The sequence below is a fragment of the Saccharopolyspora sp. NPDC050389 genome (assembly GCF_040655595.1).
Classification (GTDB): Bacteria; Actinomycetota; Actinomycetes; order Mycobacteriales; family Pseudonocardiaceae; genus Saccharopolyspora.
On sequence record NZ_JBFAKG010000003.1, the window covers coordinates 1 to 25,844 of the forward strand.

Below are 25,844 nucleotides of genomic sequence, written 5' to 3' on the forward strand. Positions count from 1 at the left end.
CGGTGCAGGGACAACTTGCACGCCGGGTTCGGAGGGCGGAGCGGAGAAACGGACCGGATCGAAAGACCGGCACCGCGCTTCGCTCCGACCCTACTCCACCCGTGCTCCTACGGGTTCCGCCCGAAGCGCCGCGCCCACGACGCGGTGGCGGAGGTACGTCACATGACGTCTCGTTCGTTCGAGTGGGTCGTCGAGGGCGATATCACGGCCTGCTTCGACGAAATCTCGCACCCGCCCTTGATGGAACGGGTGCGCAAGCGCGTCGGAGAAAAACGTGTCCTGGCGCTGGTGAAGGCGTTTCTCAAAACCGGGATCCTCACCGAGGACCGGACGTTGAGAGCCACCACCACCGGCACCCCGCAGGGGTCGATCCTCTCGCCGTTGCTGAGCAACGTGGCGTTATCCGTGCTCGACGAGCACATCGCCCGCGCACCGGGCGGGCCGAACATCTCCCGCCCGCAGCGACGCAAGCGCTGGCGTCACGGCCTGCCGAACTACCGGCTGGTCCGCTACGCCGACGACTGGTGCCTGGTCGTCTCCGGCAGCCGAGCTGACGCGGAAGCGCTGTGCGAGGAGATTGCCGGCGTCCTCTCCACGATCGGTCTTCGCCTGTCGCAGGAGAAGACACTGATCACCCACATCAGCGAGGGGCTGGATTTCCTGGGATGGCGCATCCAGCGCCACCGGAAACGAGGCACCAGCAAGCACTTCGTCTATCTTACCCGGCCAAGAAAGCGCTGCGTGCGATCATGGCCAAGGTCAAGACGTTGTGCAGGCAGGATCTCAGACAGTCGCTCGATGACCTGCTGCGCCGACTCAATTCGGTGCTGCGGGGCTGGACCGCCTACTTCAAGCACGGTTCGTCGAAGGCGACCTTCAACTACCTGCGTGCCTACACCTGGAAGCAGGTCTTTCGGAGGCTCCGCCGTAAACATCGGCGCACCAACTGGAAGACACTCCGCCGCCAATTCACCCGCGACGGATGGTGGCCCACCACCAGCGAGAGGACCTTGTTCAACCCGGCAGGAGTGAAGATCATCTATTACTCCTACCGAGGAGGCAAGATCCCCTCGCCCTGGCCGAGCGCAGCGTGAGAACACCCAAGGTCCACTGGGATATGTGGAGAGCCCGGTGCCTGGTAACAGGCACGCCGGGTTCGGGAAGCGGCCCGGAGAAACCCACCGGCGGAAACACCGGCAGGGCGCTCCGGGCCGACTTCGCTTGACGATGGCCGCAGTCGGGTTGTGAAAGACCGGATTTCATCAACGTGGTGGTGGACAGTGTAAGGCAGCACTGGCGTGCGGGTGCTGAGGCAATTCACTTCCTTGGGCGGGACACCAGGAGCCCGACAACGACGCCGACGACCAGCATCACGGCCAGCGCCGTCCACAGTGGCATCGCGACCACCGGCACGAAGATCCTGATGTCGACCATTTGCCGGTTTTCGACCGCGAGCACCACGGCCGCAGCAACGAGCACCAATCCCGTTATGGTGCGTGGGGACACCCAGTTGTGACGGGCGCCCGTCCTGTCCCGTGAAGGCTGCTTCTGACTACTCATGGCGAACTCCCACTATGCGGGCGCTGGGCCCGCCTGCCCCGCAGGTGCTGCTACTGCATGCGGCCGCATTTGGATTGCTCGGATAGCTGCGATTACCCCGTAAACCACCAGCCAGACGCCGAGGATGTAGGTCAGGGTCACCAGCCCGATGCCGGGGTAGGCCAGCAGGGCGATACCGGCGAGCACGCTGAGCAGCCCGGATGCAATCGTCCATCCCCGTGACGGGACGTCCGCGGCGACGATGGCGTGCAAGGTCTCGACAACGCCGCTGATCAGCCAGAAAAGGCCCAACGCCAGCGGGAACGCTGCGGCGGATGCCACGGGCGACCGCAGCAGGATCACACCGGTGATGATGGCCAGCAGAGCATGGGCGAAGCGGTTTTCCTGGTGCGCGCCCACTGCCTTGACGAACCAGAAGATCCCGCCGATGAACAACTGGACTCCGACGATGATCGCCAGAGTGACGACCGCCGGCCCCGGCCACACCAGTACCAGCACCCCGGCGACCACGGTCAGGATTCCGAAGGCCAGCAGCCAACCCCAGGACCGCCCGAGCCGAGCCAGCGGTTCAGCGGCAGTCGTGGCGGGCTGTTCCTGGGTGTTCGACATGACCACCTCGCACGCGAATCTACCCCCTCAGATTGCGCGGTCCTCCCGGTGCGCCCCAAGGGTCCAACGACCTCAGTCCTCAGGACGCTCGCCACCGGATTGGGGTCAGCTCACGCACGTCTACGACGCTGGCATCTGGCTGCGTGCCGTGCGGGTGAGCCCTGTCAGGCGGTGCTGGCGAATCTTTGAGGAGACGGCACCGCTCACAGCCCAGCGATCAGCGCAGCGGCGGACGAACCGCGACGGTCGCGCTGATCACGTTCTTCAGACAGCAGCGACGATTCGCTCCATGATCGCGTCCACGACCTGCTGGATTTCCGCGGTGTCGATCATCACGACGGGTGTCCCGAGTTGGGAGACGGCACGCAGCCGACTCGGCACCCTTGTGTACCCCGCTGGAACATTTGTCGTTGCCGATCCCTGCGCCTGCTCGCGGTCGGCCCGAGCCGTTCCGCAAACGGCGTTGTCCCAGCCCCAACCGCTTCAAGTGTCTGGTGACCGCGCGGCGGTTGATCATGAACCCGAGGTCGGCCAGCTCGTCGGCGATCCGTCGCGCGGACCATTTGTGCTCCCGCCGCCAGGTCTCGATCTTCTCGACCACCCACGTGGGTGTCGCGGTCGGGCTGTGGTGCGGCACCGAGGATCGGTCCTGAAGGCCCGCCTCGCCGTGACGTCGCCACCGGTTGACCCACTTCGAGGCGCAGGCGCGGGAGATTCCCATCTCGGAGGCCACATGCGCGACAGGTCTGGTTCGGCAACGCTCTACCAGTCGCCGGCGACCCTCGATGTTCAGTAGCGCGTTGCGGTGTGTCATGCCGTGTCCCCGCCGCGGCGTGGCGTCGCGGTCATCGGGCGCGGACCGATGACTGCGAACTATCTGGGCCGTGGTCAAACTCCCAGCCCGCACAACGATGACCCGAGTCCAAAGACAGCGAGTCCGACGAGGAATACGCGCCGTCGGCCGAAGCCGTCGGCCATCGAGCCCGCCAGAACGAGAAAACTCGCCAGCACCAGGGTGTAGGCGTCGACCGTCCACTGAAGACCAGCCGCCGACGCATCCAGGTCGCGTCGAATGGCCGGCAGCGCGACATTGACGATCGAGATGTCCATCACCACGACGATCACGCTGGCGCAGCAGATCGCGAGCACCAGCAGTCGGCGTCGTTGATCGGTACCCCTCTTCGGCGACAAGAACAGGGTTGGGAGCAAAAGAGAACCCCAGCTGGGGACCGAGCAGATCAGTCACACCTTCGCACTGATCGATCTGCTGCTGTACGGGCGGCAGGAGGAGTGGCAGGACTCGCCCGAGGGCTGGCCGCAGGGACCCACCTGCAGCCGGTGGGCGAGTTCCGAAGACATCGCCGCGCACTACGGCTCGGATGATTGACGGACCAGTTCAGGTGCGCTGAACGGTCTTGCCCGGGAAGGCCGGGAATGACGCCAGGCCGCGGACGACCGACGTCGGGCGGCGCACCACGGGTCCGGCGCGGCGCAGATCGGGCACCCGGGTGGCCAGGCAGCGGAACGCGACCTCCCCCTCGATCCGCGCCAGCGGGGCGCCGAGGCAGTAGTGGCTGCCCGAGGAGAAGGCCAGGTGCTCGCCCTGGACCTCCCGGGTGATGTCGAATCGGTCGGGATCCTCGTGCTTCGCCGGATCCCGGCCGGCCGAGGCCAGCAGCACCAGCACCGGCGTGTCCTTGCGCAGCTGGCGGCCGGCGAGCTCGACCGGCTCGTGCGCGATCCGGCCGGTCATCTGCACCGGCGGGTCCCAGCGCAGCGCCTCCTCCACCACGGCCGGCGCCAGGCCCGGGTCGGCGCGCAGGAGGTCCCACTGCTCCGGGTGGTTCAGCAGCGCGTTCGCGCCGTTGCCGACCATGCTGACGGTCGTCTCGAAACCGGCGACCAGCAGCAGGTTGCACAGCTGCACCAGCTCCGTGCTGGTGATCTTGTCGTCGTCGAGGGCGGTAACCAGGTTGCTCACGACGTCGTCGCCCGGGTCCGCGCGGCGCTGCTCGATGAGCCTGGCGAACATCGCGTCCAGCTCGTTCAGGGATTCCCGCATCTGCCGGAGCTGCTTGGTCGAGCGGACCCCGTCCAACGAACCGGACACCACCAGGCCGTGGTGCCCCAGCCGGTCGGCGTCCACTTGGGACAGTCCGAGCAGGTCGCAGATCACCCGGATCGGCAGCAGGCTGGCGTAGTCGCGGACCAGGTCGAAGCTGCCGCGCTCGATCGCCTCGTCCAGCAGCTCGTTTGCGATGTCCTCGATCCGCTGCCGGTACTTCTCCATGCGGCGCGGCCGCAGCTCCGGCGCGGCCAGCCGCCGGATCCGGGTGTGGTCCGGCGGGTCGAGTTCGAGCAGCGAGAGCTGGAGGTCGACGGCGGCCGCGGTGGGGTCGCCGTAGGACCCGTCGCTGCGGAGCACGCCGAACCGCCGGTCCCGCAGCACTTCCTCGCACAGCTCGTGGGTGGTGCAGATCAGCAACCCGAGCTTGCTGCGGATCAGCGGCCCCCCTGCGCGCATCGCCGCGTAGATCGGGTACGGGTCGTCCCGCCACGGGGAGTGCAGCAGGCGGGCGAACGAATCGCCGCCCTTGGCGAACAGCAAGGCCAGCGCCCCTTGGGCGAACAGCCTCGCCCGGAGCCCGAGCTCGGCGAACGTGCTCTGGTCGGCCCGGGACTGCTGACCGGACATCGTCGAACCTCCATGATCTTCGGAATGAGAACCAGTCCGAGAACTCGTTTTGCGTGGCGATGCAAGTAGCGGAACCTCAGACACCGCCTGGACTCCGCCCTACGCGACTTCCATTGAAATCGGACCTTCGATTTCAATGGAAATCGCGGCCCCTACGGGACGCGGGGTAGGCCGAGGGCCGGGGCGTCGAGGCGCATGGTTTCGGGCAGTGCTCGCGGCTCCGGAACGAGGTGCAGCCGCTGGACGTCGGCTTCCCCCGGCTGGTCGGTGCTGCATTCGCAGCGCTCGTCGGTGAAGCCGGCGAAACGGTAGGCGATGTCCATCATCCGGTTGCGGTCGGTGGCCCGGAAGTCGGCGACGAGGTGCACGCCGGCCCGGAATGCCTGGTCCACCAACCAGTTCAGGATGACCGTGCCCACCCCGAAGGAGACCACCCGGCACGAGGTGGCCAGCAGCTTGAGGTGCCAGGAGTCGGGGCGGGTTTCCAGCAGCAGCACGCCGATGGCGCCGTGCGGGCCGAAGCGATCGGTGAGCGTGGCCACCAGGACCTCGTGGGCCGGGTCGGCGCAGAGCTCGCGCAGCACGGCGTCCGGGTAGTGCACACCCGTGGCGTTCATCTGGCTGGTGCGCAACGTCAGCTCTTCGACCCGCGACAACTCCTCGTCGTCCGCCCGGCCGATGCGCAGTTCGAGGCCCAGCGTGCGCAGGAACTCCTCGTCGGGCCCGGTGAAGGACTCCCGTACGGATTCGCGCTGGAAGTTCGCCTGGTACAGCTGCCTGCGCCGCCTGGAATCGACCGTCACCGCCCGCGGGCTGAACTCGGGCAGGCCCGGCAGTGCCAGCGCCTGGTCGGCCGGGTAGCAGCGGACCTCGGGGAGGTGGAAGGCGACCTCCGCGCGTTCGGCCGGCTGGTCGTCGATGAAGGCGATCGTGCCGGGCGCGAAGTTCAACCGCTCCGCGATGCGGCGAACCGAATCCGACTTGCGCCCCCAGCCGATCTGGGGCAGCACGAAGTAGTCGGCCGCGCCCAGCTCCACCAGGCGGGCCCAGGCCAGGTCGTGGTCGTTCTTGCTGGCCACCGCCTGCAGGATGCCGCGGGAGTCGAGCTCCTCGATGACGGCGGTGATCCCGTCGGTCAGGCGCACCTCCCCGTCCTCGACCAGGGTGCCCCGCCACAGGGTTTCGTCCAGGTCCCAGACCAGGCATTTCACCAGCGTCTGCTTGTCGTCCATCGGTACTCCCGAAACGTTCATCGCGCTGCGATCAGCGCGTGCTGCGCCAAGATGAGCTGGCAGATCTCGCTGCTGCCTTCGATGATCTCCATCAGCTTCGCGTCGCGGTAGGCGCGGGCGACGACGTGCCCGTCGTGCGCGCCCGCCGAGGCCAGGACCTGCACCGCCGACGCGGCGCCCGCAACGGCCTGACCGGAGCTCACGTGCTTGGCGAGCACTGTGGACACGACCGCGTCCGGAGAGCCGGAATCCCAGCAGCGACTCGCGTGTTCGCACGCCCTCGTCGCGACCTGCTCGGCCACCAACAGCTCGGCGAGGTGCCGGGCGACCAGCTGGTGCTCCGCCAGCGGTTTGCCGAACTGCCGTCGCGACGCGGCGTGCCCGCTCGCTGCGGCCAGGCAGGCCCGCAGGATGCCGACGCAGCCCCAGGCCACCGACATGCGGCCGTAGGCGAGGGCCGTCGTGACGAGCAGCGCGAGGGACTGCCCGGTGCCGCCGAGGACGCTGCTCTTCGGCAGCCGCACGGAATCGAAGCGGACGTTGGCGTGCCCGGCCGCGCGACAGCCCAGCGGCTCCGCGATCCGCTCCACTTGCACGCCGGGTGCCGATGCGGGCACGACGACCGCGGCGGCACCGTCCCCGTAGCGGCCGAAGACCACCAGCAGGTCGGCGTAGTGCGCGGCAGTCATCCACACCTTCTGCCCGCTCACGACGACGGAGTCGCCGTCCTGGCGGATCTCGGTGCCGATCGCGGACAGGTCGCTGCCCGCCTCAGGTTCGCTGAACCCGACGGCGGCCAGCTCCCCACCGGTCAACTGCCCGAGGTAGGTGCTGCGCTGGTCGGCGTCGCCGAGGCGCTGGATGGTCCACGCCGCCATGCCCTGCGAGGTCATCACGCTGCGCAGCGAGCCGCAGAGGCTGCCCATGTGGGCGGTGAACTCCCCGCAGGCGAGGCTGTCGAGGCCGAGGCCGCCGTGCTCCGCCGGAACTTGGGGGCACAGCAGGCCCCGGACGCCGAGTTCGCGCAGCACCTTCTCCGGCAGGAGTCCCGCCACGTCCCAGGAATCGGCTTGGTCGCCGACGAGCGCAGCGACCAGCGCGCGTTCGTCGGCGAGCCGCTCAGGCGCCATCGGTGGGCGCGGCCCGCTGGAGCCGGTGGACGAGCTCCGCCATGGCGTTGACGGAGCGGAAGCTGTCCATCTTCAGGTCCGGTCCGACGATGGACACGTCGAAGGTCTGCTCCAGCTGGACCACCAGCTCCATCGCGAACAGCGACGTGATCAGCCCTTCCGCGAACAGGTCCCGGTCGGGTGCCACCGACGTCCTCAACCGCTGCTCCAGGAACGACAGCAGCTCGCGCTCGATCGCCGCGCGGGAACCCTTCGCGACTGATTGATCCGTTGTCATGAGAGCACCTCTCCGTAGTCGTAGAAGCCCTGGCCGGTCTTCCGCCCCAGGTCTCCGCTGGCCACCTTTTCCAGCAGCAGGTCGCACGGTCGGCAGCTCTGCTCGCCGGTCCGCTCGTACAGCGCCGCGAGGGAATCCACGAGGTTGTCCAGGCCGATCAGGTCCGCGGTCCGCAGCGGGCCGGTCGGGTGGCCGAGGCAGCCCTGCATCAAGGTGTCGACGGCGTCCACTGTGGCCGTGCCGCGCTCCACGATCCGCGCCGCCTGGTTGATCATCGGGTGCAGCAACCGGCTGGTTACGAACCCGGGGTCGTCCCGCACGACGACCGCGGTCCGGTTGATCGCGACCAGCAGCGACTCGACCGCCGCGACCGCGGCATCGGAGGTGCGCGGGCCGCGGACGAGTTCCACCATCTTGATCAGGTACGTCGGGTTCATGAAGTGCGTCCCCACGAGCTGCTCGGGGCGCGGTAGATCCTCGGCCAGTTCGTCTATCGGGATGCCCGAGGTGTTGGACACCAGGGGTGCTCCGGGCGGGACCACCGCCGCGACCTCGGACAGCACCTTCCGCTTCACTTCGGGAAGTTCGGTGACCGCTTCCAGGACGGCGGTCGCCCCTTCCGCGCCCGCGACGGATGTGCTGGTGACCAGCTCGCCGGCGGGCTGGCCGGCGGGCAGCGCGCCCAGCAGGTGGGCGTGCCGCAGCTGCCGGTCGATCCGCGCCCGAGCTTGATCCAGCGTCGACTGGTCCACGTCGACCAGGTGCACGGGCAACCCGTACCCGACGGCCAGGGTCGTGATGTTCGATCCCATCACCCCCGCCCCGAGGACGGTGAGCCGATGTTCTCCCGGACCGAATTCCACCGCATCTCCTAACGAAGTGTGGAGGCCGACCGCCGCCGACCATCCTGTTCGGACGGTCGGATCGACGGGAGGCTGGTTGTCGTCTCAAGTCGTTCTCGCCCGGTGGGCCTGAGCATCAGGACACCTTCTTGCGGACGAGGGAAATGCCGTCGGCCATGGTCAGCATCGCGAGGTCGACCCGGTCGTCGGCGTGGATGCGCGAGTTGAGCTCGCGCAGCGCGACCGTGTCCGGATCCTGGGCGGCCGGGTCGACGACCCTGCCGAAGAAGACCGTGTTGTCCAGCACGATCAGCCCGCCAGGGCGCACCAGGTCGAGGGCGTGCTCGTAGTAGCTCGGGTAGTTCGCCTTGTCCGCGTCGATGAACACCAGATCCGTCCGGTTCGCGCCGCCCTCGGCGATGAGCTCGGCGAGCGTCGTCCGCGCATCACCGACGCGGACCTCGATCCGGTCGGCGACCCCGGCGCGCTTCCAGTACGGGACGCCGATCGCTGGCCACTTGTCGGTGATGTCGCAGGTCACCAGCCGACCGTCGGCGGGCAGCGCCCGGGCCATGCACAACGTGCTGTAGCCGGTGAAGGTGCCGACCTCCAGCACGGAACGGGCCCCGATCAGCCCGACCAGGAACGCGAGCAGCTGCCCTTCCTCGGGCATGACCTGCATGACCTTCCCCATCGGATAGGCCACCGTCTCCTCGCGCAATTCGCGCAGGATCTCGTCCTCCCGCAGCGAAACCTCGCGGACGTAGGAGAGCAGTTCCGGGGAGAACCCGGTTTGATCGGCCATGTCTCCTGCAACCTCCCGCTTGATGCCTGCCTTGTGCCTCCGGATCGAGTTCCGGCTGGACCTTCTGATAAGCGGCGGTAGCCGCTTGCGGTGTGGGACTCAACTCGCACCGCCGCGGGTTCACGGTGCCCACCCCTCTGGGGTTCTCCCAGCGAGGACAGCCCCGACGTGGTGAATTGGCATTCATGAGTCGGGGATCCCACAGCGAGAAGGCCTCAGCAACTCCCGCAGGGGGGCCGCCACCCGCACCGCTTCGCAAACCACTTTGAAACAACTCCTTACGTCCGGCCGAGCCGGACCGGGAGCCGCTCCAGCCCGCGCATCACGACGCTGAACCGCCACTCCAGCTGCTCGGCCGGTACCGCCAGGTCGATCCGGCCGTACCTGCCCAGCAGCTTGGTGAACGCGATTTCCGCCTCCAGCCGGGCCAGCGGCGCTCCGAGGCAGTAGTGGATGCCGTGCCCGAACGCGAGGTGGCCGCCCTCATCCCGGCCGATGTCCAGGACGTCCGGGTCCGCGTACCGCCGCGCGTCGTGGTTGGCGGAGTCGATGTTGAGCATCACGAACTCGCCCTCCGGGATGCGCACCCCGGCGATCTCCACGGGTTCGGTGGTGAACCGCAGCGTCGCCTGGTTGATGGGGCTGTCGTAGCGGAGGAATTCCTCGATGGCGTCAGGAAGCCGGGTCAGGTCGTCGCGCAGCGCCGCGAGCTGGTCCGGGTGGGCCAGCAGCGCGAGCATGCCGTTGCCGATCAGGTTCACCGTGGTTTCGTGGCCGGCCGCCAGCAGCAGGCACGCCATCGAGACCAGCTCGTCCGCGGTCAGCCGATCACCGCCGTCTCGCGCGTGGATCAACGCGGAGAGCATGTCCTCGCCCGGGTGCTGCTCCTTGGCCTTGATCAAGCTGTGCAGGTAGTCCGCCATCGCGCTGGACGCCTCCGTCACGACTTCCGGCGGCAGCGCCGAGACGAGCGCGTTCGACCAGGACCGGAACTCCTCCCGGTCCTCCTGCGGAACCCCTAGGAGCTCGCAGATCACCTTGATCGGCAGCGGGACCGCGAAGACCGCCAGCAGGTCGACGTGCTGCCGCCCGCCCAGGGCGTCCAGCAGCTCGTCGCAGATCTCCTCGATTCGCGGCCGAAGGCGCTCGACCGCGCGCGGGGTGAACGCCTTGTTGACCAGCCCGCGCAGCCTGCCGTGCTCCGGCGGATCGGTGTTGAGCATGTGGTGCAGGAGGGACTGCCCGAACAGGCTGTCGGTGCCGGGAAGCGAGTGCCGGTCCAGCAGTTCGGCGACCCGGTGCGAGTCCTTCGCGAACCGCTGGTCGGCCAGCGCCGCGCGCACCTCCGCGTGGCCGGTGATCAGCCACGGGCGGAACCCCGACGACATGACCATCTGGCGAACCGGGATGTCTGTCATGACGATTCTCCTCGCATCGGCGGCTGCACCGATGGGCCGCCAGCTGCCGCTGCAGCTGTCCCGAGGTCCTTGGCCAGCCAGGACTCCAGCGCGGCGGCGGTCGTGGTGGCGTGGTCGTGCAGCATGGTCGCGTGATCACCGGGCACGACGACGATCTCGTCGACACCGTCCGGTGGTGCCGGGCTCTCGCCGCCCGTCGCGTCGAGGAACACCTGTTCCCGGGCGCGCAGCAACAAGGTCCGAACCGCGGCGGGCCGCGCCTCCCACTTCTCGAACAGCTGCAGGTACCGGCTCATGGCGGTGAGTTCCTCGCTGCCGACGTTCAGCGTCCGCACGAGCCGCGAGTTCGCCGCCATCAGTTCGTCGAAAACCCGGTGCGCGTACTGGAGGTCGGGGCTGTAGGCGTCCACCAGCACCAGGCGCTCTGGCGGCGAGCCGATGCTCTCCAGGTGCGCCGCCACCTCCTGCGCGACCCAGCCGCCCGAGGAATAGCCGAGCAGCACGAACGGCTCGTCGCCCGCGCATTCCAGCACTGTCGTCGCGTGATGCCGGACCAGCGTTGCCATGTTCTCGGGAAGCTGTTCGCCACGGCCGAAACCGGGGTGGGGCAGCACCCAGACGTCCCGCTTGCCGCGGAACGGGGCGGCGAGGCGCACGAACTGGTGGGCACCGGCCGGCGTGACGAACGGGGTCAGGCAGATCAGCGCGGGCCGCTCCGGACCCTGTGCCAGGTGCAGCGGGGTGGGCCGGTTCAGCAGCTCCTCCGGGCTCCTGGCGCCGGGGCGCAGGTTCGCGGCCGCCTCCAGCATCGGCATCGCCTTCATGGCCCTGCCGTTCTCGCAGGCCTGCCGGTAGAGCTCGACCATCATGTCGGCCGGATCGTCTTCCGCACCTCTTTCGCGGGAGCCGCTCAACGCCGTGCGCAGGTACCGGGCGAGCTCGGCCGGCGTGGGGTGTTCGAAGGCCAGGCTGGTGGGCAGTTTGAGGCCGGTGGCCACCGAGAGCCGCTTCCGCAGCTGGACCGATGTCAGCGAGTCCAGCCCCAGCTCGGTGAAGCGCTGCGTCGGATCTACCTCGTCGGCCTCGGTGTAGTTGAGGACGGCGCCGATCTGGCCGCGGACCAGGCCCAGGAGTGCTTCCTCCTGTTCCTCCGCCGGGAGCCCGGCGAGTTCGTCCACAAGGGACGACCTGTCGGCGGGCTCATCGCCTCGGCGGAGCCGCCGCACGTCCGGGAGGTCCGCGAGGATCGGACTCGGGCGGGTCTCGGTGAAGGCGGGGAAGAACCGCGTCCAGTCGACCGGCGACACGACCAGCGAGGTCTCCTCGTGCTCCACCGCCTGGCGAAGCGCGTCGACCACCAGCTCTCCGGGAATCGCCGGGTCGAGTCCGCGGTCCAGCGCCACCGCTGTCACGGCCGCTCCGCGCGCGCGGCGTCGCCGGGCCAGCCCGTCGAAGAACGCGCCGACGGCCCCGGTACGGGCCTGTCCCGCGACGCCCCAGACCGCACCGGCCGAGGATAGGAGCGCGAACGCGTCCAATTCCCGGTCCGCGAGCAGTTCGTCGAGGTTGGCGGCGGCCGTCAGGTCGTCGGCCAGGCCCACGCAGAACTGCTCCGTCTCGGCGTTCGGGGGCGCGAAGTGAAGCACTGCGGTGAGATCCCGATCGATCTCCGTCAGCAGCCGAGCAAGCGCCTCCCGGTCGCTCGTGTCGCACTCGACGATGCTCACCCGCGCTCCGGCGGCCAGCTCCTCGGGTTCCGGGTGTCCGGGCCGACGTTGCAGCACCAGGTTCTCGACGCCGGATTCGGCCAGCCTCTTCACCAGGCTTTCCCCGACATCGTCGCCGATCGCGCCGGTTACCAGCACCGTGCCGCGCGGCTGCCAGGTGCGCTTCGGCTGGGCGTCGGCCAGCGGGGCGCGAACGAGGCGGCAGCCGAACACGCCGGAAGCGCGCATCGCGACCTGGTCTTCGGTCCGTCCCGCGAGGACGCCGGCCAGGCGTCGCATCGCGAACTCGTCCGGTGCTTCGGGAAGGTCGATCAGCCCGCCCCAGCGGGCGGGGTGTTCCTGTGCGACCGCGCGGCCGAAGCCCCACAGCTGGGCCTGCGCAGGATCGGGAAGTGCATCGGTGGGCGAAGTCGATACGGCTCCGCGGGTCGCGCACCACAGCGGCGCTTCGACGCCGAGCTCACCCAAAGCGCGCACGAGGCCGATCGAGGCGACCAGGCCGGTGGGCAGCGCCGGGTGGTCCGGGTGTGGTCCGGATGCGAGCCCCAGCAGGGAAAGGACCCCTGCCGGCGGTTCGTCGATTGCCGCGCGCAACCGCTGCGACACGACGTCGTGGTCCGCGTCGACAGGCAGCTCGACCGCGCGCACCGTCGCACCGTGCACGCTGAGGGCCTGGGCCGATGCGGCCATCCAGTCGTCGTCGTCGTGTCCGGCCGGAACAGCGAGGAGCCAAGTCTCACCGAGCTGCGGCGCGGTGGCTTCGGACACCCGCGCGAAACCAATGCGGTACCGCCATTTGTCGATAGTGGACTTCTCCCGGCGCTTCCGCCGCCAGGAAGACAGCAGCGGGAGGGCCGGTTCGAGCACAGTGGCGTCGGCGCTCAGCGCGGCGGCGAGCGCGGGGAGGTCCGCTTTCTCCACCAGATCCCAGAAATCGGCGTCCTCCGTGCGCGATCCGGTGGCTCCCTGGGGGACGTACTCCATCCAGTACCGCTTGCGCTGGAACGGGTAGGTCGGCAGGTCGACCGTCCGGGAGGCGCCGTCGCCGAAGGCGGGTTCCCAGTCCACGTGCACGCCGTTGACGTACATCTGGGCCGCGGCTAGGAAGAACCGGTCCAGGTCGCCGTCGTCGCGGTGCAGGGTGTCGCCCACCACCACTTCAGCCTCCGCCGCATCGGCGATCGCCTGGACCATCTCGGCGAGCAGCGGGTGCGGGCTGATCTCGACGAACGCCTCGTGGCCGCGGGCGAGCAGGCTGCGCACGGCTGGTTCGAAGCGGACGGTCTGGCGCGCGTTGCGGTACCAGTAGTCGGCGTCCAGCTCGGTGGTGTCGAGCGCATCGCCGGTCACGGTGGAGAAGAACGGGATCTGCGCCTGCGCCGGGGAAATCCCGTCGAACGCTGCCAGCAGGTCATCGCGCAGCTCCTCCACCTGGGCCGAGTGCCCGGCTCCGGTGGCGGCCCGGATCTTGCGGGCGCGCACACCAGCGGCCTGCAGTTCTTGCAGCAGTTCGTCGATCGCGTCCAGGTCGCCGGAGACGGTGAGCGCGGTCGGCCCGTTCTCCGCGGCGACGGACAACCGGTCGCCGTACTTCTCCAGCCGCTGGCGTAGTTCCCCGACCGGCATCGCGATGGCGGCCATGGTTCCCTTGCGGTGCAACGGCATCAGGGCTTCGCATCGCTTCGCGATGAGCTTGGCCGAGTCTTCCAGCGTCAGCGCCCCGGCGATGTGGGCGGCGGCTACCTCGCCTTGCGAGTGCCCGAGCACGGCGGCGGGCTGCACCCCGTAGGATTGCCAGAGGCGCGTGAGCGCCACCATCACCGAGAACAGCACCGGCTGGACCACCTCGCCGCGGTCCAGCGACGGGGCTCCCGGCAGCTGGCGCAGCACGTCCACGACCGACCAGCCCACCAGCGGCGCGAACGCGTCCGCGCATTCCTGCAACGCCGCCGCGAACACCGGGGACGAGTCCAGCAGCGCCACGCCCATGGCCGCCCACTGCCCGCCCTGCCCCGGGTACACGAACACCGGTGCGCCGATGTGCTGCCGGGCGACGCCCGCCGCGACCTGCGCGGAGTGCTCATCCCGCTCGGCGGCGGCGAGGCCGGCGAGCAACTGTTCGCGATCCCGACCGACCACCACGGCGCGATGTGACAACGCCGCTCGCGATCGGACCAGCGACCGGCCCAGGTCCTCGATTCCGGTGCCGGGAGCCGACTCCGCGAACCTCCGCAGGTTTCCGGCCTGCGCGCGCAACGCGGGCGTGCCCTTGCCGGACAGCACCCACGGCACGGCCGGGACGGCTGCGGGGTCCACCGGACTGGTCTCGGCCGGGGCCTGCTCCAGGATCACGTGGGCGTTGGTCCCGGCTCCACCAATGGACGAGACCGCTGCGCGGCGGGGGCGGCCGGTCTCCGGCCACGCACGCTCGTCCGCCAGCAGCCGCAATGCACCTGAGGACCAGTCCACATGAGACGACGGCTCATCCACGTGCAACGTCTTCGGCAGCAAACCGTTTTCCAAGGCCATGACCATCTTGATCACGCCGGCAACACCCGAAGCAGCCTGCGTATGCGCGATGTTCGACTTCACCGACCCCAACCACAACGGCCGTTCCGACGAATGCCCCTCGCCGTAGGTCGCCAGCAACGCCCCCGCCTCGATCGGATCCCCCAACCGAGTTCCAGTCCCATGCGCCTCCACCGCATCAACATCCGACGCCGACAAACCCGCATTCTCCAACGCCGCACGAATCACCCGCTCCTGCGACGGACCATTCGGCGCCGTCAAACCGTTGGTCGCGCCGTCTTGGCTCACCGCGCTGCCGCGGACGACCGCCAGCACCTTCCTGCCGTGCCGCACCGCATCCGACAGGCGCTCCACCAAAACCACTCCGACACCCTCGCCCCAACCAGTGCCGTCCGCCGACTCCGCGAACGCCTTGCACCGGCCGTCCGCCGCCAGGCTCCGCTGCCGCGAGCCCTCGACGAAGATCCGGGGTGAGACGATCACGGCCGCTCCCCCGGCGATGGCGAGGTCGCACTCGCCCAACCGCAACGCCTGGCACGCCTGGTGCAACGCCACCAACGACGACGAACACGCCGTATCCAGCGTCACCGCGGGCCCGTGCAGCCCCAGCGCGTACGCCAGCCGCCCGGACATGACGCTCTGCCCGTTGGCGGCCAGCAGATAGCCCTCGTCGGCGTCGGGCACCCGGTCGAGGAGGCCCAGGTAGTCGTCCCCGGAAGCGCCGATGAACACGCCGGTCGCCGTGCCGTGGGCCGAAGTCGGTGCGATCGCGGCCTTTTCGAACGTCTCCCAGGTGGTTTCCAGCAGCAGTCGCTGCCGCGGGTCCATCATCAGCGCCTCGCGCGGGGAGATCCCGAAGAACGCCGGATCGAACCCGGCGGGGTCGTCCATGAAAGCGCCCTGCCGGACGTAGGCCTTGCCGAGCCGGTCGGGATCCGGGTCGTACAGACCCTCCAGGTCCCAACCCCGATCCACCGGAAACCCCGTCACCGCATCACGACCCCCGGCGACCAACTCCCACAAATCCTCCGGCGACGACACACCACCCCCGTACCGGCACGCCATCCCCACGATCGCGATCGGCTCGCGAGAGCGCTCCTCCAGCTCACGCACGCGCCTGCGGGCATCGCGCAGCGCGGCGGTGGCCCGCTTCATGTAGTCGAGGGTCTTCGCGTCTTCCGTCACGTCAGTTCCACCTATCCGACCGCCGGGGGCGTCCACGAGCTCAGGGCGTGTCCAGTTCGCTGTCGAGGATGTCGAACATCTCGCTGATGTCGGCGGATTCGAGGTCGCGGGCCCCATTTCCGTCCACATCGGACTCCGCATCGGCGGCCCCCAGGCTTCGGGCCAGGTCGGCGAGGCGCGCCGCGATGGTGCGGCGCTCCTCCGGCCCGTAGGAGCCGTCGGCCAACGCCTTCTCCAGCCCGTCGATCTCCAGCAGGGCCTTATCGGCCGGAGCGGGGTCATCCCCGACGAGCCGGGTGCGGAGGAAGGCCACGAGCTCGGTGGTGGTCGGGTAGTCGAACACCACCGTGGCCGGCAGCCGCTGGCCGATCACGGCCCCGAGTCCGTTGCGCAGCTGCACCGCGGTCACCGAGTCCAGGCCCATGGCGAGGAACGTCTGCCCGGGGTCCACTGCCTCCGGGGAGGCGTGGCCGAGCACCTCGGCGACCTGCGTGCGAACCGACTCCAGCAGCAGCCGGTCCTGCTCGTGCCGCGAGGCGGACGCCAACCGTTGCGGCAGCGACGCCGGTTCCTCCCCGCTGCGCACGTCGTCCGCGGCGGTGCGGCTCATCGCCTCGATCGCCTGCCGCGCCTCCGGCAGCTCGTCCAGCAGCGGGCGCCTGCGGGCCAGGGTGAAGCCGGTGACGAAGCGCTCCCAGTCCATGTCCGCGACCGTCACCAGCGTCTCGTCGACGTCGAGGGTCTGCTGCAACGCCGTGATCAGCAGTTCCGGCGCCATGACGTGGACGCCCCAGCGGTGCAGCGTCTCGTCCGCCGCTTCCTGCATCGTCGAACCGGCTTCGGCCCACGCACCCCACGGAAGCCCGCGGCGGCGCAAGGTGTCCTCGGCGGCGTCGCGGACCGCCATGCCGTCCCCCGCCCAGCCGCCCCAGGCGATCGCGGTCGCGGGCAGGCCGCGCGCTCGGCGGTGCTGCGCGAGCGCCTCCAGGTACGTGTTCGCCGCGCCGTAGCTGCCGTGGCGGCCAACGCCCCAGGTCGCGGTGACGGCGGAGAACAGGACGAACGCGTCGAGGTCCAGATCCTCGGTCAGCTCGTGCAGATGCCGCGCGCCGACGGCCTTGGCCTCTGCGATCTCGGCGAGGTCGGCAGGACTCGTGTCCGGGAGCGACTGCAACCGGCCGATTCCGGCGGCGTGCACGACCGCCGACAGCGGTCGTTCCGCCGGGATGGCGGCCAGCACTCCGCGCAGCGCCTCCCGGTCGCGCACGTCGCAGGCCACCACGGTGACCTCGGCACCAAGCGCCTCCAGTTCGGCGACCCGCTCGGCCATGCCGGGCGCGGCATCGCCGCGACGGCCAAGCAGCACCAGGTGACCGGCACCGCTGCGGGCGAGCCAGCGGGCGACGTGCCCGGCCTGCACGCCGGTACCGCCCGTGATCAGCACGGTTCCGCCCGGCCGGGGGCGCCAGGCGCGAGATCCGGTCCGTTCGCCGAGCCGGGCCCGGACCAGGCGGCGCACGAACGCCCCCGAGTCGCGGATCGCGATGTGGTCCTCGTCGTCGGCCGCGCTCAGCACCCCGGCCAGTTGCCGGAACACGCCGTCGCCCGGTTCCGGCGGCAGGTCGACCAAACCGCCCCACCGCTCGGGGTGTTCCAGGCCGACGACCCGGCCCAGGCCCCAGGTCAGCGCCTGCAGCGGGCGGAGCAACGGGTCCGAGGCACCGGTGGAGACCGCTCCCCGGGTCAGCAGCCAGAGCGGTGCGCCCACCTCCGCGTCGCCGAGGGCCTGGATGAGCGCCAGCGTCCCGGTCGTTCCCGCTGGGACCCCGGGGTGCTCCGGATCGGGGGTCTCGTCCAGCGCGAGCAGCGACACCACTCCGGAGACGTCCGACGACCGCAGCCCGGCGTCGGCGAGCGTGGTGCGGAGCCGGTCGAGCAGTTCGCCGCGCCGCATCCCGGCCGGCGTCCCGAGCGGCAGCACGACGGCACCGCGGTCGGCCAGACCGTCCAGCACCGCGCTCGCCCATTTCTCGTCGGCGTGGCCTTCGGGGGTCAGCGCGAGCCAGGTCCCCGACAGCCGGCGGGTCTCGAATTCGGTTGGCTCCCAAGTGATTCGGTAGCGCAGGTCGTCCAGCGCCGAGGCCTCGCGGTCCCGGCGGCGCCAAGCGGCCAGCGCCGGCAGCACGTCCTGCAGCGACCCGGTTCCGGTTGCCTCGACTCCCAGCGTCTCCGACAACGCTGCGGCATCCTCGCCCTCGACCGCGGCCCAGAACCGCTGCTCGGCCGACGACCCGCTGCTCACCGGAGTGGCTCCGGCCTTCGGCTGCTTCTCCGGCCAGTACCGCTGCCGCTGGAAGGGGTACGTCGGCAGGTCCAAGTCACGACGGGCGGTTCCCGCGAACGGTATCGCCCAGTCCACCGGGATGCCGACGGCGAAGGCTTCGGCCATGGCGTGATACAGGTGGCTCAGATCGCCCTTGTCGCGTTGGAGGGTGGCAGTGACGAATACCTGATCACCCAGATCGTCGAGGTTCTGCTCCACCGCCGCCGTCAACACGGCGTGCGGGCTGATCTCGACGAATGCGGCGTGCCCCCGTTCGGCCAGCGCTTTGACGGCGTTGCCGAACCTGACCTGCCGGCGCAGGTTCCGGTACCAGTAGCCGCCGTCGAGCTCCGGGCCGTCGAGCCAGTCGACTTCCACCGTGGAGAAGAAGGGGATTCGCGCGGTCGTCGGTTCCGTCGGCGCCAGGGCGCGTTCCAGCTCTTCGGCCAGGGCCTCGACGTGCTGCGAATGGGCCGTGAAATCGACTCCGGGGACGCGCCAGCGCACCACGCGCTGCGCGGACAGCTCGCGCTCCAGCTCGGTCAGCGCACCGTCGTCGCCGGAGACGGAGACCGACGCCGGGCCGTTGACCGCTGCTATCGCGAGGCGATCCCCCCACGGGGTGATCATGTCGCGCACCCGGTCGGCGGGCGCCATCACCGACACCATCCCGCCCTTCCCGGCGAGCCGCACCAAGGCCTGGCTGCGCAAGGCCACCACTCGCGCACCGTCTTCCAGCGAAAGCGCACCGGCCACGCAAGCGGCGGCGACCTCGCCCTGCGAGTGCCCGACCACCGCGCCCGGCTCAACGCCGTGCGAGCGCCACACCTCCGCCAGCGACACCATCACCGACCACAGCACCGGCTGGACCACATCGACCCGCGCCAGCGCCTCCTGATCGTCCAGCACGTCGGCCAGATCCCAGTCCACCCAGGGCCGCAGCGACGCGCCGCACTTGCCCATCCATTCCGCGAACACCGGCGAGGAGTCGAGCAGTTCCCGGCCCATCCCCACCCAGTGCGATCCCTGTCCGGGGAACACGAACACCGGAGCGGTGTCGACGTCACCGGCGACGCCGCGAACCACCTGGGGCGCTGGCTCGCCATCGGCGAGCGCAGCCAGCCCGGCGAGCAGGTCCGCACGTTCCGCGCCGACGACAACGGCCCGGTGCTCGAAGGTGGATCGGTTCTTCACCAGTGCGGCGCCCAGGTCCGCCAGGTCCAGTTCCGGGTCCCGCTCGACCCGGGCCAGCAGCCGCGCCGCCTGCTGACGCAGTGCGTCCTCGGTCCGGCCGGACAGCACCCACGGCACCGCGGGGAGCGCCTCACCGGCGTCCTCGTCGGCGTGGGCGGGGACTTGTTCCAGGATGACGTGGCTGTTGGTGCCGCTGACTCCGAACGATGACACGGCTGCGCGGCGGGGGCGGCCGGTCTCCGGCCACGCACGCTCCTCCGCCAGCAGCCGCAACGCGCCTGAGGACCAGTCCACATGAGACGACGGCTCATCCACATGCAACGTCTTCGGCAGCAAACCGTTTTCCAAGGCCATGACCATCTTGATCACGCCGGCAACACCCGAAGCAGCCTGCGTATGCGCGATGTTCGACTTCACCGACCCCAACCACAACGGCCACTCCGACGAATGCCCCTCGCCGTAGGTCGCCAGCAACGCCCCCGCCTCGATCGGATCCCCCAACCGAGTTCCAGTCCCATGCGCCTCCACCACATCAACATCCGACGCCGACAAACCCGCATTCTCCAACGCCGCACGAATCACCCGCTCCTGCGACGGACCATTCGGCGCCGTCAAACCATTCGACGCACCGTTCTGGCTCACCGCGCTGCCACGGACGACCGCCAGCACCTTCCTGCCGTGCCGCACCGCATCCGACAGGCGCTCCACCAAAACCACTCCGACACCCTCACCCCAACCAGTGCCGTCCGCCGACTCCGCGAACGCCTTGCACCGGCCATCGACGGAAAGGACACGCTTGCGGGAGAACTCGACGAACCCCTCGGGCGTCGAAAGCACCGATGCGCCACCGGTGATCGCGAGGTCGCACTCACCCAACCGCAACGCCTGGCACGCCTGGTGCAACGCCACCAACGACGACGAACACGCCGTGTCGACCGTGACGGCCGGTCCGTGCAGCCCCAGCACGTACGCCAGCCGCCCGGACTTCACGCTGGCCGCGTTCCCGGTGATCACATAGCCTTCGCTGCTCGCCGGGATCGCGTCGAAGGCGTACCGGTAGTCCTGGTAGTTGGTGCCGATGAACACGCCGGTAGTGGTTCCGCCGAGGCTCGTCGGGTCGATGCCGGCCCGTTCCAGCGCCTCCCAAGTCGTCTCCAGGAGCAGCCGCTGCTGGGGATCCATCACCGCGGCCTCGCGGGGAGAGACACCGAAGAACGCCGCGTCGAATCCGGCTATGTCGTCGAGGAAAGCTCCCGCGCGAGTGTAGGACTTGCCGGCGTGGTCGGGGTCAGGGTCGTACAGACCCTCCAGGTCCCAACCCCGATCCACCGGAAACCCCGTCACCGCATCACGACCCCCGGCGACCAACTCCCACAAATCCTCCGGCGACGACACACCACCCCCGTACCGGCACGCCATCCCCACGATCGCGATCGGCTCGTCCAGCCGCACCTGGGCGTGGGCCCCGGCGGAGGACTCCGCCCCCGACTCGCCGGTGATGCGCCCGCGCAGGTAGCGGGCCACCGACAGCGGGTTGGGGTGGTCGAAGAGCAAGGTCGACGGCAAGGCGATTCCGGTGGCCCGCGAAAGCTCCTGTCGCAGCTCCTCCCTCGCCTCGCGCTTGATCCCCATGTCCCGGAAGGGCTTGTTCTCGGCGATCCGCGAGGGCAAACCGCCGCCCAGCACGGAGACCACCTGCGCTCGCACCAGGTTCAGCAGAATCCTGTCCTGGCGATCGCCGGTCTCCCCGGCCAGCAGGTTCCGCAACTCGGCCACGGCCGCCGACTGAGTGTTCACCAGATACCTTCCACAAATCGACTCGGGGACGTTCGGTGGGTCCACGCGGGAACACGGCCCGCACGACCGCCCCTTCCCGCGGGTTCACCCCGAATTCGGGGAAATGCCAAGGAGAATCGGTGTGGCTGAGCGCGCACGGATTTCAGCGGATGCGCACGACTTCCTCGCCGCCGCGGTCGCGCCTCCTCCAACGTGTGCGAGTTGCCGAGGTCGGCGAAACGGGACGCTACGCTCGGCCCGATCTGGCGCACAAGGAAGACGGCCACAAGCTGCCACGGCGAGCAGGGCGCGACGGCGCGAATCGTCTTCAGTTCACCAAAGTCATTGCCACATAACGAATTCCGGATCGCGCGGGTGCACCGACGCGCGTGCACCCGCGCTCGAACCCGGCGCTCAGGCCGCGGCCGCGGCCGGCAGGTCGATCGTGTTCGTGCCGCGTTCCCGAGCGTTGATGAGCACGGCCATGTTGCCCATCGGGTGCGCGTTGTCGAACAACAACTGATGGAGGGAGCCGATGTCCTCGAACGTTTCGCACGTGGACAGGCACGGGTTGAGCAGGCCCGCATCGACCAGCCTGACGACGTCGCGGAACTGGCGGGCGTTCGCGCCGTGCGAACCCTGCAACCGCTTGGAGCGCATCCACAGGTGCCGGAGGTCGATGTCGCCGTTGTAGCCGGTCGTGCCGCCGCAGATCACCACCATGCCGCCGCTGTCGCACAGGTACATGGAGGTGGGCAGGGTGTCCTGCCCGCTGTGCTCGAAGACGATCCGCGGCGACTTCCGCTCGCCGAGGATCTCCCAGATCTTCTTACCCATGGCCCGCGCGCCCTGCAGGAACTTCGTCATGCCCTCGATGTCGTCCACCGCGGGCAACCGGCCCCAGTGGTCGAACTCGTGCCGGTTGATGACGCCCTTCGCCCCGAGCTTGAGGCAGTACTCGCCGCGGGCCTCGTCGGAGACGACCGCGATCGGGACTCCGCCGGCCATCTTGACCAGCTGGATGGCCATCGAGCCCAAGCCGCCGGCCCCGCCCCAGATCAGCACCGGGTCACCGGGCTGCACCGTGTTGCCGTGCCAGCCGAAGAGCTGCCGGTAGGCGGTCGAACCGCAGAGCATGAAGCTGGCGGACTCCTCCCACGACACGTCCTTGGGCTTCGGGTGGCACTGGTAGTCGTTCACCAGGCAGAACTGGGCGAAGGAACCGTAGTTGGTCTCGTACCCCCACGCGCGGCCGCTGCTGGACGTCGCCACGTCCGCGCCCAGCCGGATGTCCTCGTCCTTCTCGTCGTACTGCCCGCCGGAGAGCACCACGTGGTCGCCGACCTTGACGTGCCGCACGCCCTCGCCGACCGCCCACACCACGCCCGCACCGTCGGTGCCGCCGATGTGGAAGTCCTCCGGCTGCCCGAGGCGCTGCCGCATGCCGATGACGTCCACCGGCAGGCTCAGCGCCGCCCACACGTTGTTGTAGTTGATCCCGGCCGCCATCACGTACACCAGGACCTCGCCGGGACCCACCTTCGGCACGTCCACGACCTCGATCTGGAACGCCTGCTTGGGCGGTCCGAACCGGTCCTGGCGGATCACCGACGCGTACATCCGCTCGGGGACCTCACCCAGCGGCGGCACCTCACCGATCTCGTAGAGCGACTTCGTCATGGCTGTCTCCTCAATTGCCTCTCGCGTCGGCCGGGGCCGACAGGTGTCGTAGTTGCGTCCTGATCTCCTCGATCACCTCGGATTGGCGCTCTGCCAGGTAGAAGTGGCCGCCGGCGAAGACCTTCGCCTCGAACGCGGAGCTCGTGTGCTTGCCCCAGGCGCGCACCTCGTCGACTGTGGTGAGCGGGTCGGCGTCGCCGACGAGGGCCGTGATCGGGCACCGCACCACCGACTCCGGATCGGCCACGTAGGTCTCGATCGCCCGGAAGTCGCCGCGGATGGCGGGCAGCACCAGGCGGAGCATGTCGTCGTCGCCCAGCAGGTCCGGAGACGTCCCGCTCAGCAACTTCAGCTCCGCGATGACGTCGTCGTCGGGATTGAGGTGCACGTTCCGCTCGACGTACTTCTCCGACGGCGCTCTCCGCCCGGAGAGCAGCAGCGCCCGCGGGCTGTTGCGGTCGCGTTCTTCGAGGCGCAGCGCCACCTCGAAGGCGAGCACCGCACCCATGCTGTGGCCGAGGTAGACCGGCGGCGGGCCCGGCAGCCCCGCCAGTTCGGTCGCGATCCGGTCGGCCAGCTCGCCGATCTCGGTGATCACCGGCTCCCGGTAGCGGTCCTGCCGCCCGGGGTACTGGACGGCCAGCACGTCGACCTCCGGCGCCAACCGCATCGAGACGGGGCGGAAGAACGACGCCGAGCCGCCCGCGTGCGGAAAGCAGATCAGCGTGATGCCACCGTCGGATTCCACGTCGAAACGCCGGATCCACTTGCCACCTTCGGTCGCGGCCGTGCTCATGCGTTGGTGCCTCCCAGTTCGGCCATCACGGCGGACTTCGCCCCGTCGACTACCGACCTGCAGGGCGTGGTCGTCTACGCGGGGCTGCTGATCACGGCGGGGGTTGCGGCCGACCGGCACGGCGACGCCGGGCGGTGCTGGCGCATCTCGACGCTAGGAGGAACGCGATCCGCCGCACAAGCTTGCGGCCACAAGCTGCCACGGGTTCCGCCGCGCACCGATCGACCAAGCGCGGACACCGCTGTTTTCCCCAGAACCACAACGCGATTCGACATCAGATGTCAGCCGGAGCGACTAGTTTCGCCGACGTGCCATCCACTTTGGAAGCGGGTGACAACGGCCCGGCCGCGCCCTCGACGTTCACCCACACCGCGCGGAACGCCTTCGTCACCGCGCAGGCGACCACGATGCTCGTCACGGCGTGTTGCTGCATCGCCGGAGCGGTCGTGGCCGGCGTGGCGCTACGTCGCGAGGCCGTGCGTGCTCCCCGGACGCCGCGAACACCGGCGAACGGTTGCGAGAACTCGCCGTCGGCTTGACGGCTCCCACCACCATGCGGCATCCCCGCCTGAATTCAACCGCCAGCGGGGTGATCAAGTAGTGTCGCCTTCAAGCAATCAATTACCTTCTTTCCTCATTCTGAATCGCGGCGGAACACGCCCTACCACAAAAACTACGCCGACGCTCCCCGACTTCATTGACACTTCTTCCAGCCACGGGACCGTTCGACAATCCGACGACCGTTTCGCACCCACCCGGAAGACCGTAAAACCCCGCGTCTACCGACTAAGCAGCGAACTGTGCCAAATGGACCTCCGAGACTTGATCAACAAAAGGAAGCGCATTACTACGAATGGACCTACCTTGATAGTTGATCACCATGTTGGAGTATCGTTATGCTCAGGATCTATTTCACCCCCAAAGATGTTCTTCGCATCCGCGTGGCGGAACAGCCTGATCCGATGTGGGAACTCGCGCTGAGCTTGCACGTCCTCCGCGGACACGTCACCTGGCCGACGCAACTCGCGTGGCGGGGCTGGGCGCGACACAGGTTACGCGACACAGGATTATCCACCCGAATGCATCTCGTGTCCTCACTGGTTCCCGTCAAGGGAAACTTCCCGGATTTCCTCACACCGGTCACCGCCGGGCCGGACTTCGAGGCCGGCGTCGAAAGCATCCTGTCCGCCGGGAAGACCCGGCTCAGCAACGATCTTTCCGCGGCTTTCGCGAAGCAGAGCGCGCCGCCTTGGATCCGCAAGCTGTCCGACGGCGACCGGGCCGCGGTGGACAAGCTCTGCGACACCCTCCGGGACTATTTCAACACCGCCATCCGCCCGCACTGGCCGAAGGTCCACCACCAGGTCAACGAAGACCACGTGCTGCGGACGCGCCATCTCACGACCGGGGGCGCCGAGAAGCTGTTCAACTCGCTCCCGGCCCCCATCAAATGGCGCTGGCCCGTACTGGAGACGAATTACCCGGAGAACCGGACTCTGCACCTCGGCGGCCGCGGCCTGACGCTGATCCCGTCGTACTTCTGCTTCGGCAACCCGATCACCTTCATCGACCCGGAGCTCCCGCCCGTGCTCGTCTACCCCGCCCACAAGGCAGCGAGCGGTGCGCGCCCCGGCGGTGGCGAGGAGAACGCGTCGAAGCGGTTGGCCGCCCTGCTGGGGCACACGCGCGCGCAGGTCCTGCTCGCGTTGCGGACGCCCAGTTCGACCTCCGGTCTCGCCCGGCAGATCGACGCGTCGCTCGCTTCCGCCAGCCAGCACACCACCATCCTGCGCGAGGCCGGCCTGATCACTTCGACCCGGCTCGGCAAGGCGGTCCTGCACAGCCTCACCCCGCTCGGGCGGGAACTCGCCAGCGCCAACGACCATCCCGGCCCCGTCGTGCCGGGTGAGCACCGGGGAGTCAGCCGTCCGGGGCACAGGCGGATGCCGCACCTCGCCGATTCGGCCGGATAGGACAGGCGGCAGGCACGGGTCCTCTCGACGAGCGCTCCGAGTGGCGGCGCTCGCCGAGAGGACCTGGACCCGCCGAGCGGGCAGCCGCACCGG

The 25,844-nt window shown here is 69.3% G+C and carries 16 protein-coding genes and 3 pseudogenes; 4 read left to right on the forward strand and 15 right to left on the reverse strand.

The features are described from left to right. Positions 1-15 precede the first annotated feature (15 nt). Positions 16-663 (forward strand): annotated as a pseudogene (locus AB0I53_RS02475) (reverse transcriptase/maturase family protein); the annotation flags it as partial. 86 nt (positions 664-749) lie between these two features. Beyond that, complete coding sequence (locus AB0I53_RS02480; protein WP_358595243.1) at positions 750-1,094, forward strand: group II intron maturase-specific domain-containing protein; 345 nt, start codon at positions 750-752, stop codon at positions 1,092-1,094. A 223-nt stretch (positions 1,095-1,317) separates the two neighbouring features. Here AB0I53_RS02480 and AB0I53_RS02485 read toward each other — a convergent pair whose 3' ends face one another. The 15 genes and pseudogenes from AB0I53_RS02485 to AB0I53_RS02555 form a co-directional block, all read right to left on the reverse strand. Next, a complete protein-coding gene (locus tag AB0I53_RS02485; RefSeq protein ID WP_358595671.1) occupies positions 1,318-1,479 on the reverse strand; it encodes a lipopolysaccharide assembly protein LapA domain-containing protein in 162 nt (53 codons plus the stop codon). Between the two features lie 93 nt (positions 1,480-1,572). Then, complete coding sequence (locus tag AB0I53_RS02490) at positions 1,573-2,169, reverse strand: DUF308 domain-containing protein (protein WP_358595246.1); 597 nt, start codon at positions 2,167-2,169, stop codon at positions 1,573-1,575. Between the two features lie 439 nt (positions 2,170-2,608). Then, positions 2,609-2,983 (reverse strand): annotated as a pseudogene (locus AB0I53_RS02495) (leucine zipper domain-containing protein); the annotation flags it as partial. Between the two features lie 83 nt (positions 2,984-3,066). Next, positions 3,067-3,318 (reverse strand): annotated as a pseudogene (locus AB0I53_RS02500) (MFS transporter); the annotation flags it as partial. Between the two features lie 247 nt (positions 3,319-3,565). Beyond that, positions 3,566-4,864 carry a cytochrome P450 gene (locus tag AB0I53_RS02505; RefSeq protein WP_358595248.1) on the reverse strand — a complete coding sequence of 433 codons (1,299 nt, stop codon included), beginning with the start codon at positions 4,862-4,864 and terminating at the stop codon, positions 3,566-3,568. 152 nt (positions 4,865-5,016) lie between these two features. Beyond that, positions 5,017-6,096, reverse strand: coding sequence for an HAD-IIIC family phosphatase (locus AB0I53_RS02510; protein ID WP_358595251.1), 1,080 nt, complete (start codon positions 6,094-6,096; stop codon positions 5,017-5,019). Positions 6,097-6,113: 17 nt separating this feature from the next. Next, complete coding sequence (locus AB0I53_RS02515) at positions 6,114-7,226, reverse strand: acyl-CoA dehydrogenase family protein (protein ID WP_358595254.1); 1,113 nt, start codon at positions 7,224-7,226, stop codon at positions 6,114-6,116. Further along, a complete protein-coding gene (locus AB0I53_RS02520; protein ID WP_358595256.1) occupies positions 7,216-7,503 on the reverse strand; it encodes a phosphopantetheine-binding protein in 288 nt (95 codons plus the stop codon). The genes AB0I53_RS02515 and AB0I53_RS02520 overlap by 11 nt, the downstream gene beginning before the upstream one ends. Continuing rightward, positions 7,500-8,366 carry a 3-hydroxyacyl-CoA dehydrogenase family protein gene (locus AB0I53_RS02525; protein ID WP_358595259.1) on the reverse strand — a complete coding sequence of 289 codons (867 nt, stop codon included), beginning with the start codon at positions 8,364-8,366 and terminating at the stop codon, positions 7,500-7,502. The genes AB0I53_RS02520 and AB0I53_RS02525 overlap by 4 nt, the downstream gene beginning before the upstream one ends. Before the next feature lie 115 nt (positions 8,367-8,481). Next, positions 8,482-9,150: a class I SAM-dependent methyltransferase gene (locus AB0I53_RS02530; protein ID WP_358595262.1), complete on the reverse strand. Its 669-nt coding sequence runs from the start codon at positions 9,148-9,150 to the stop codon at positions 8,482-8,484. Positions 9,151-9,428: 278 nt separating this feature from the next. Beyond that, entirely contained in the window at positions 9,429-10,568 is a 1,140-nt protein-coding gene (locus tag AB0I53_RS02535; RefSeq protein WP_358595265.1) for a cytochrome P450, read from the reverse strand. Next, positions 10,565-16,009 carry a type I polyketide synthase gene (locus AB0I53_RS02540; RefSeq protein ID WP_358595268.1) on the reverse strand — a complete coding sequence of 1,815 codons (5,445 nt, stop codon included), beginning with the start codon at positions 16,007-16,009 and terminating at the stop codon, positions 10,565-10,567. The genes AB0I53_RS02535 and AB0I53_RS02540 overlap by 4 nt, the downstream gene beginning before the upstream one ends. 40 nt (positions 16,010-16,049) lie before the next feature. Then, the gene (locus AB0I53_RS02545; RefSeq protein ID WP_358595271.1) at positions 16,050-21,323 is read right to left on the reverse strand and encodes a type I polyketide synthase; all 5,274 of its coding nucleotides are present in this window, start codon (positions 21,321-21,323) and stop codon (positions 16,050-16,052) included. Positions 21,324-21,716: 393 nt separating this feature from the next. Then, the gene (gene ccrA, locus AB0I53_RS02550; protein ID WP_358595274.1) at positions 21,717-22,982 is read right to left on the reverse strand and encodes a crotonyl-CoA carboxylase/reductase; all 1,266 of its coding nucleotides are present in this window, start codon (positions 22,980-22,982) and stop codon (positions 21,717-21,719) included. Between the two features lie 10 nt (positions 22,983-22,992). After that, entirely contained in the window at positions 22,993-23,778 is a 786-nt protein-coding gene (locus AB0I53_RS02555; protein WP_358595276.1) for an alpha/beta fold hydrolase, read from the reverse strand. Positions 23,779-24,086: 308 nt separating this feature from the next. Here AB0I53_RS02555 and AB0I53_RS02560 point away from each other — a divergent pair, with 308 nt between their 5' ends. Next, positions 24,087-24,317, forward strand: coding sequence for a hypothetical protein (locus AB0I53_RS02560; protein WP_358595279.1), 231 nt, complete (start codon positions 24,087-24,089; stop codon positions 24,315-24,317). A gap of 540 nt (positions 24,318-24,857) precedes the next feature. Further along, entirely contained in the window at positions 24,858-25,751 is an 894-nt protein-coding gene (locus AB0I53_RS02565; RefSeq protein WP_358595282.1) for a winged helix-turn-helix domain-containing protein, read from the forward strand. The last annotated feature ends 93 nt before the right edge of the window (positions 25,752-25,844 follow it).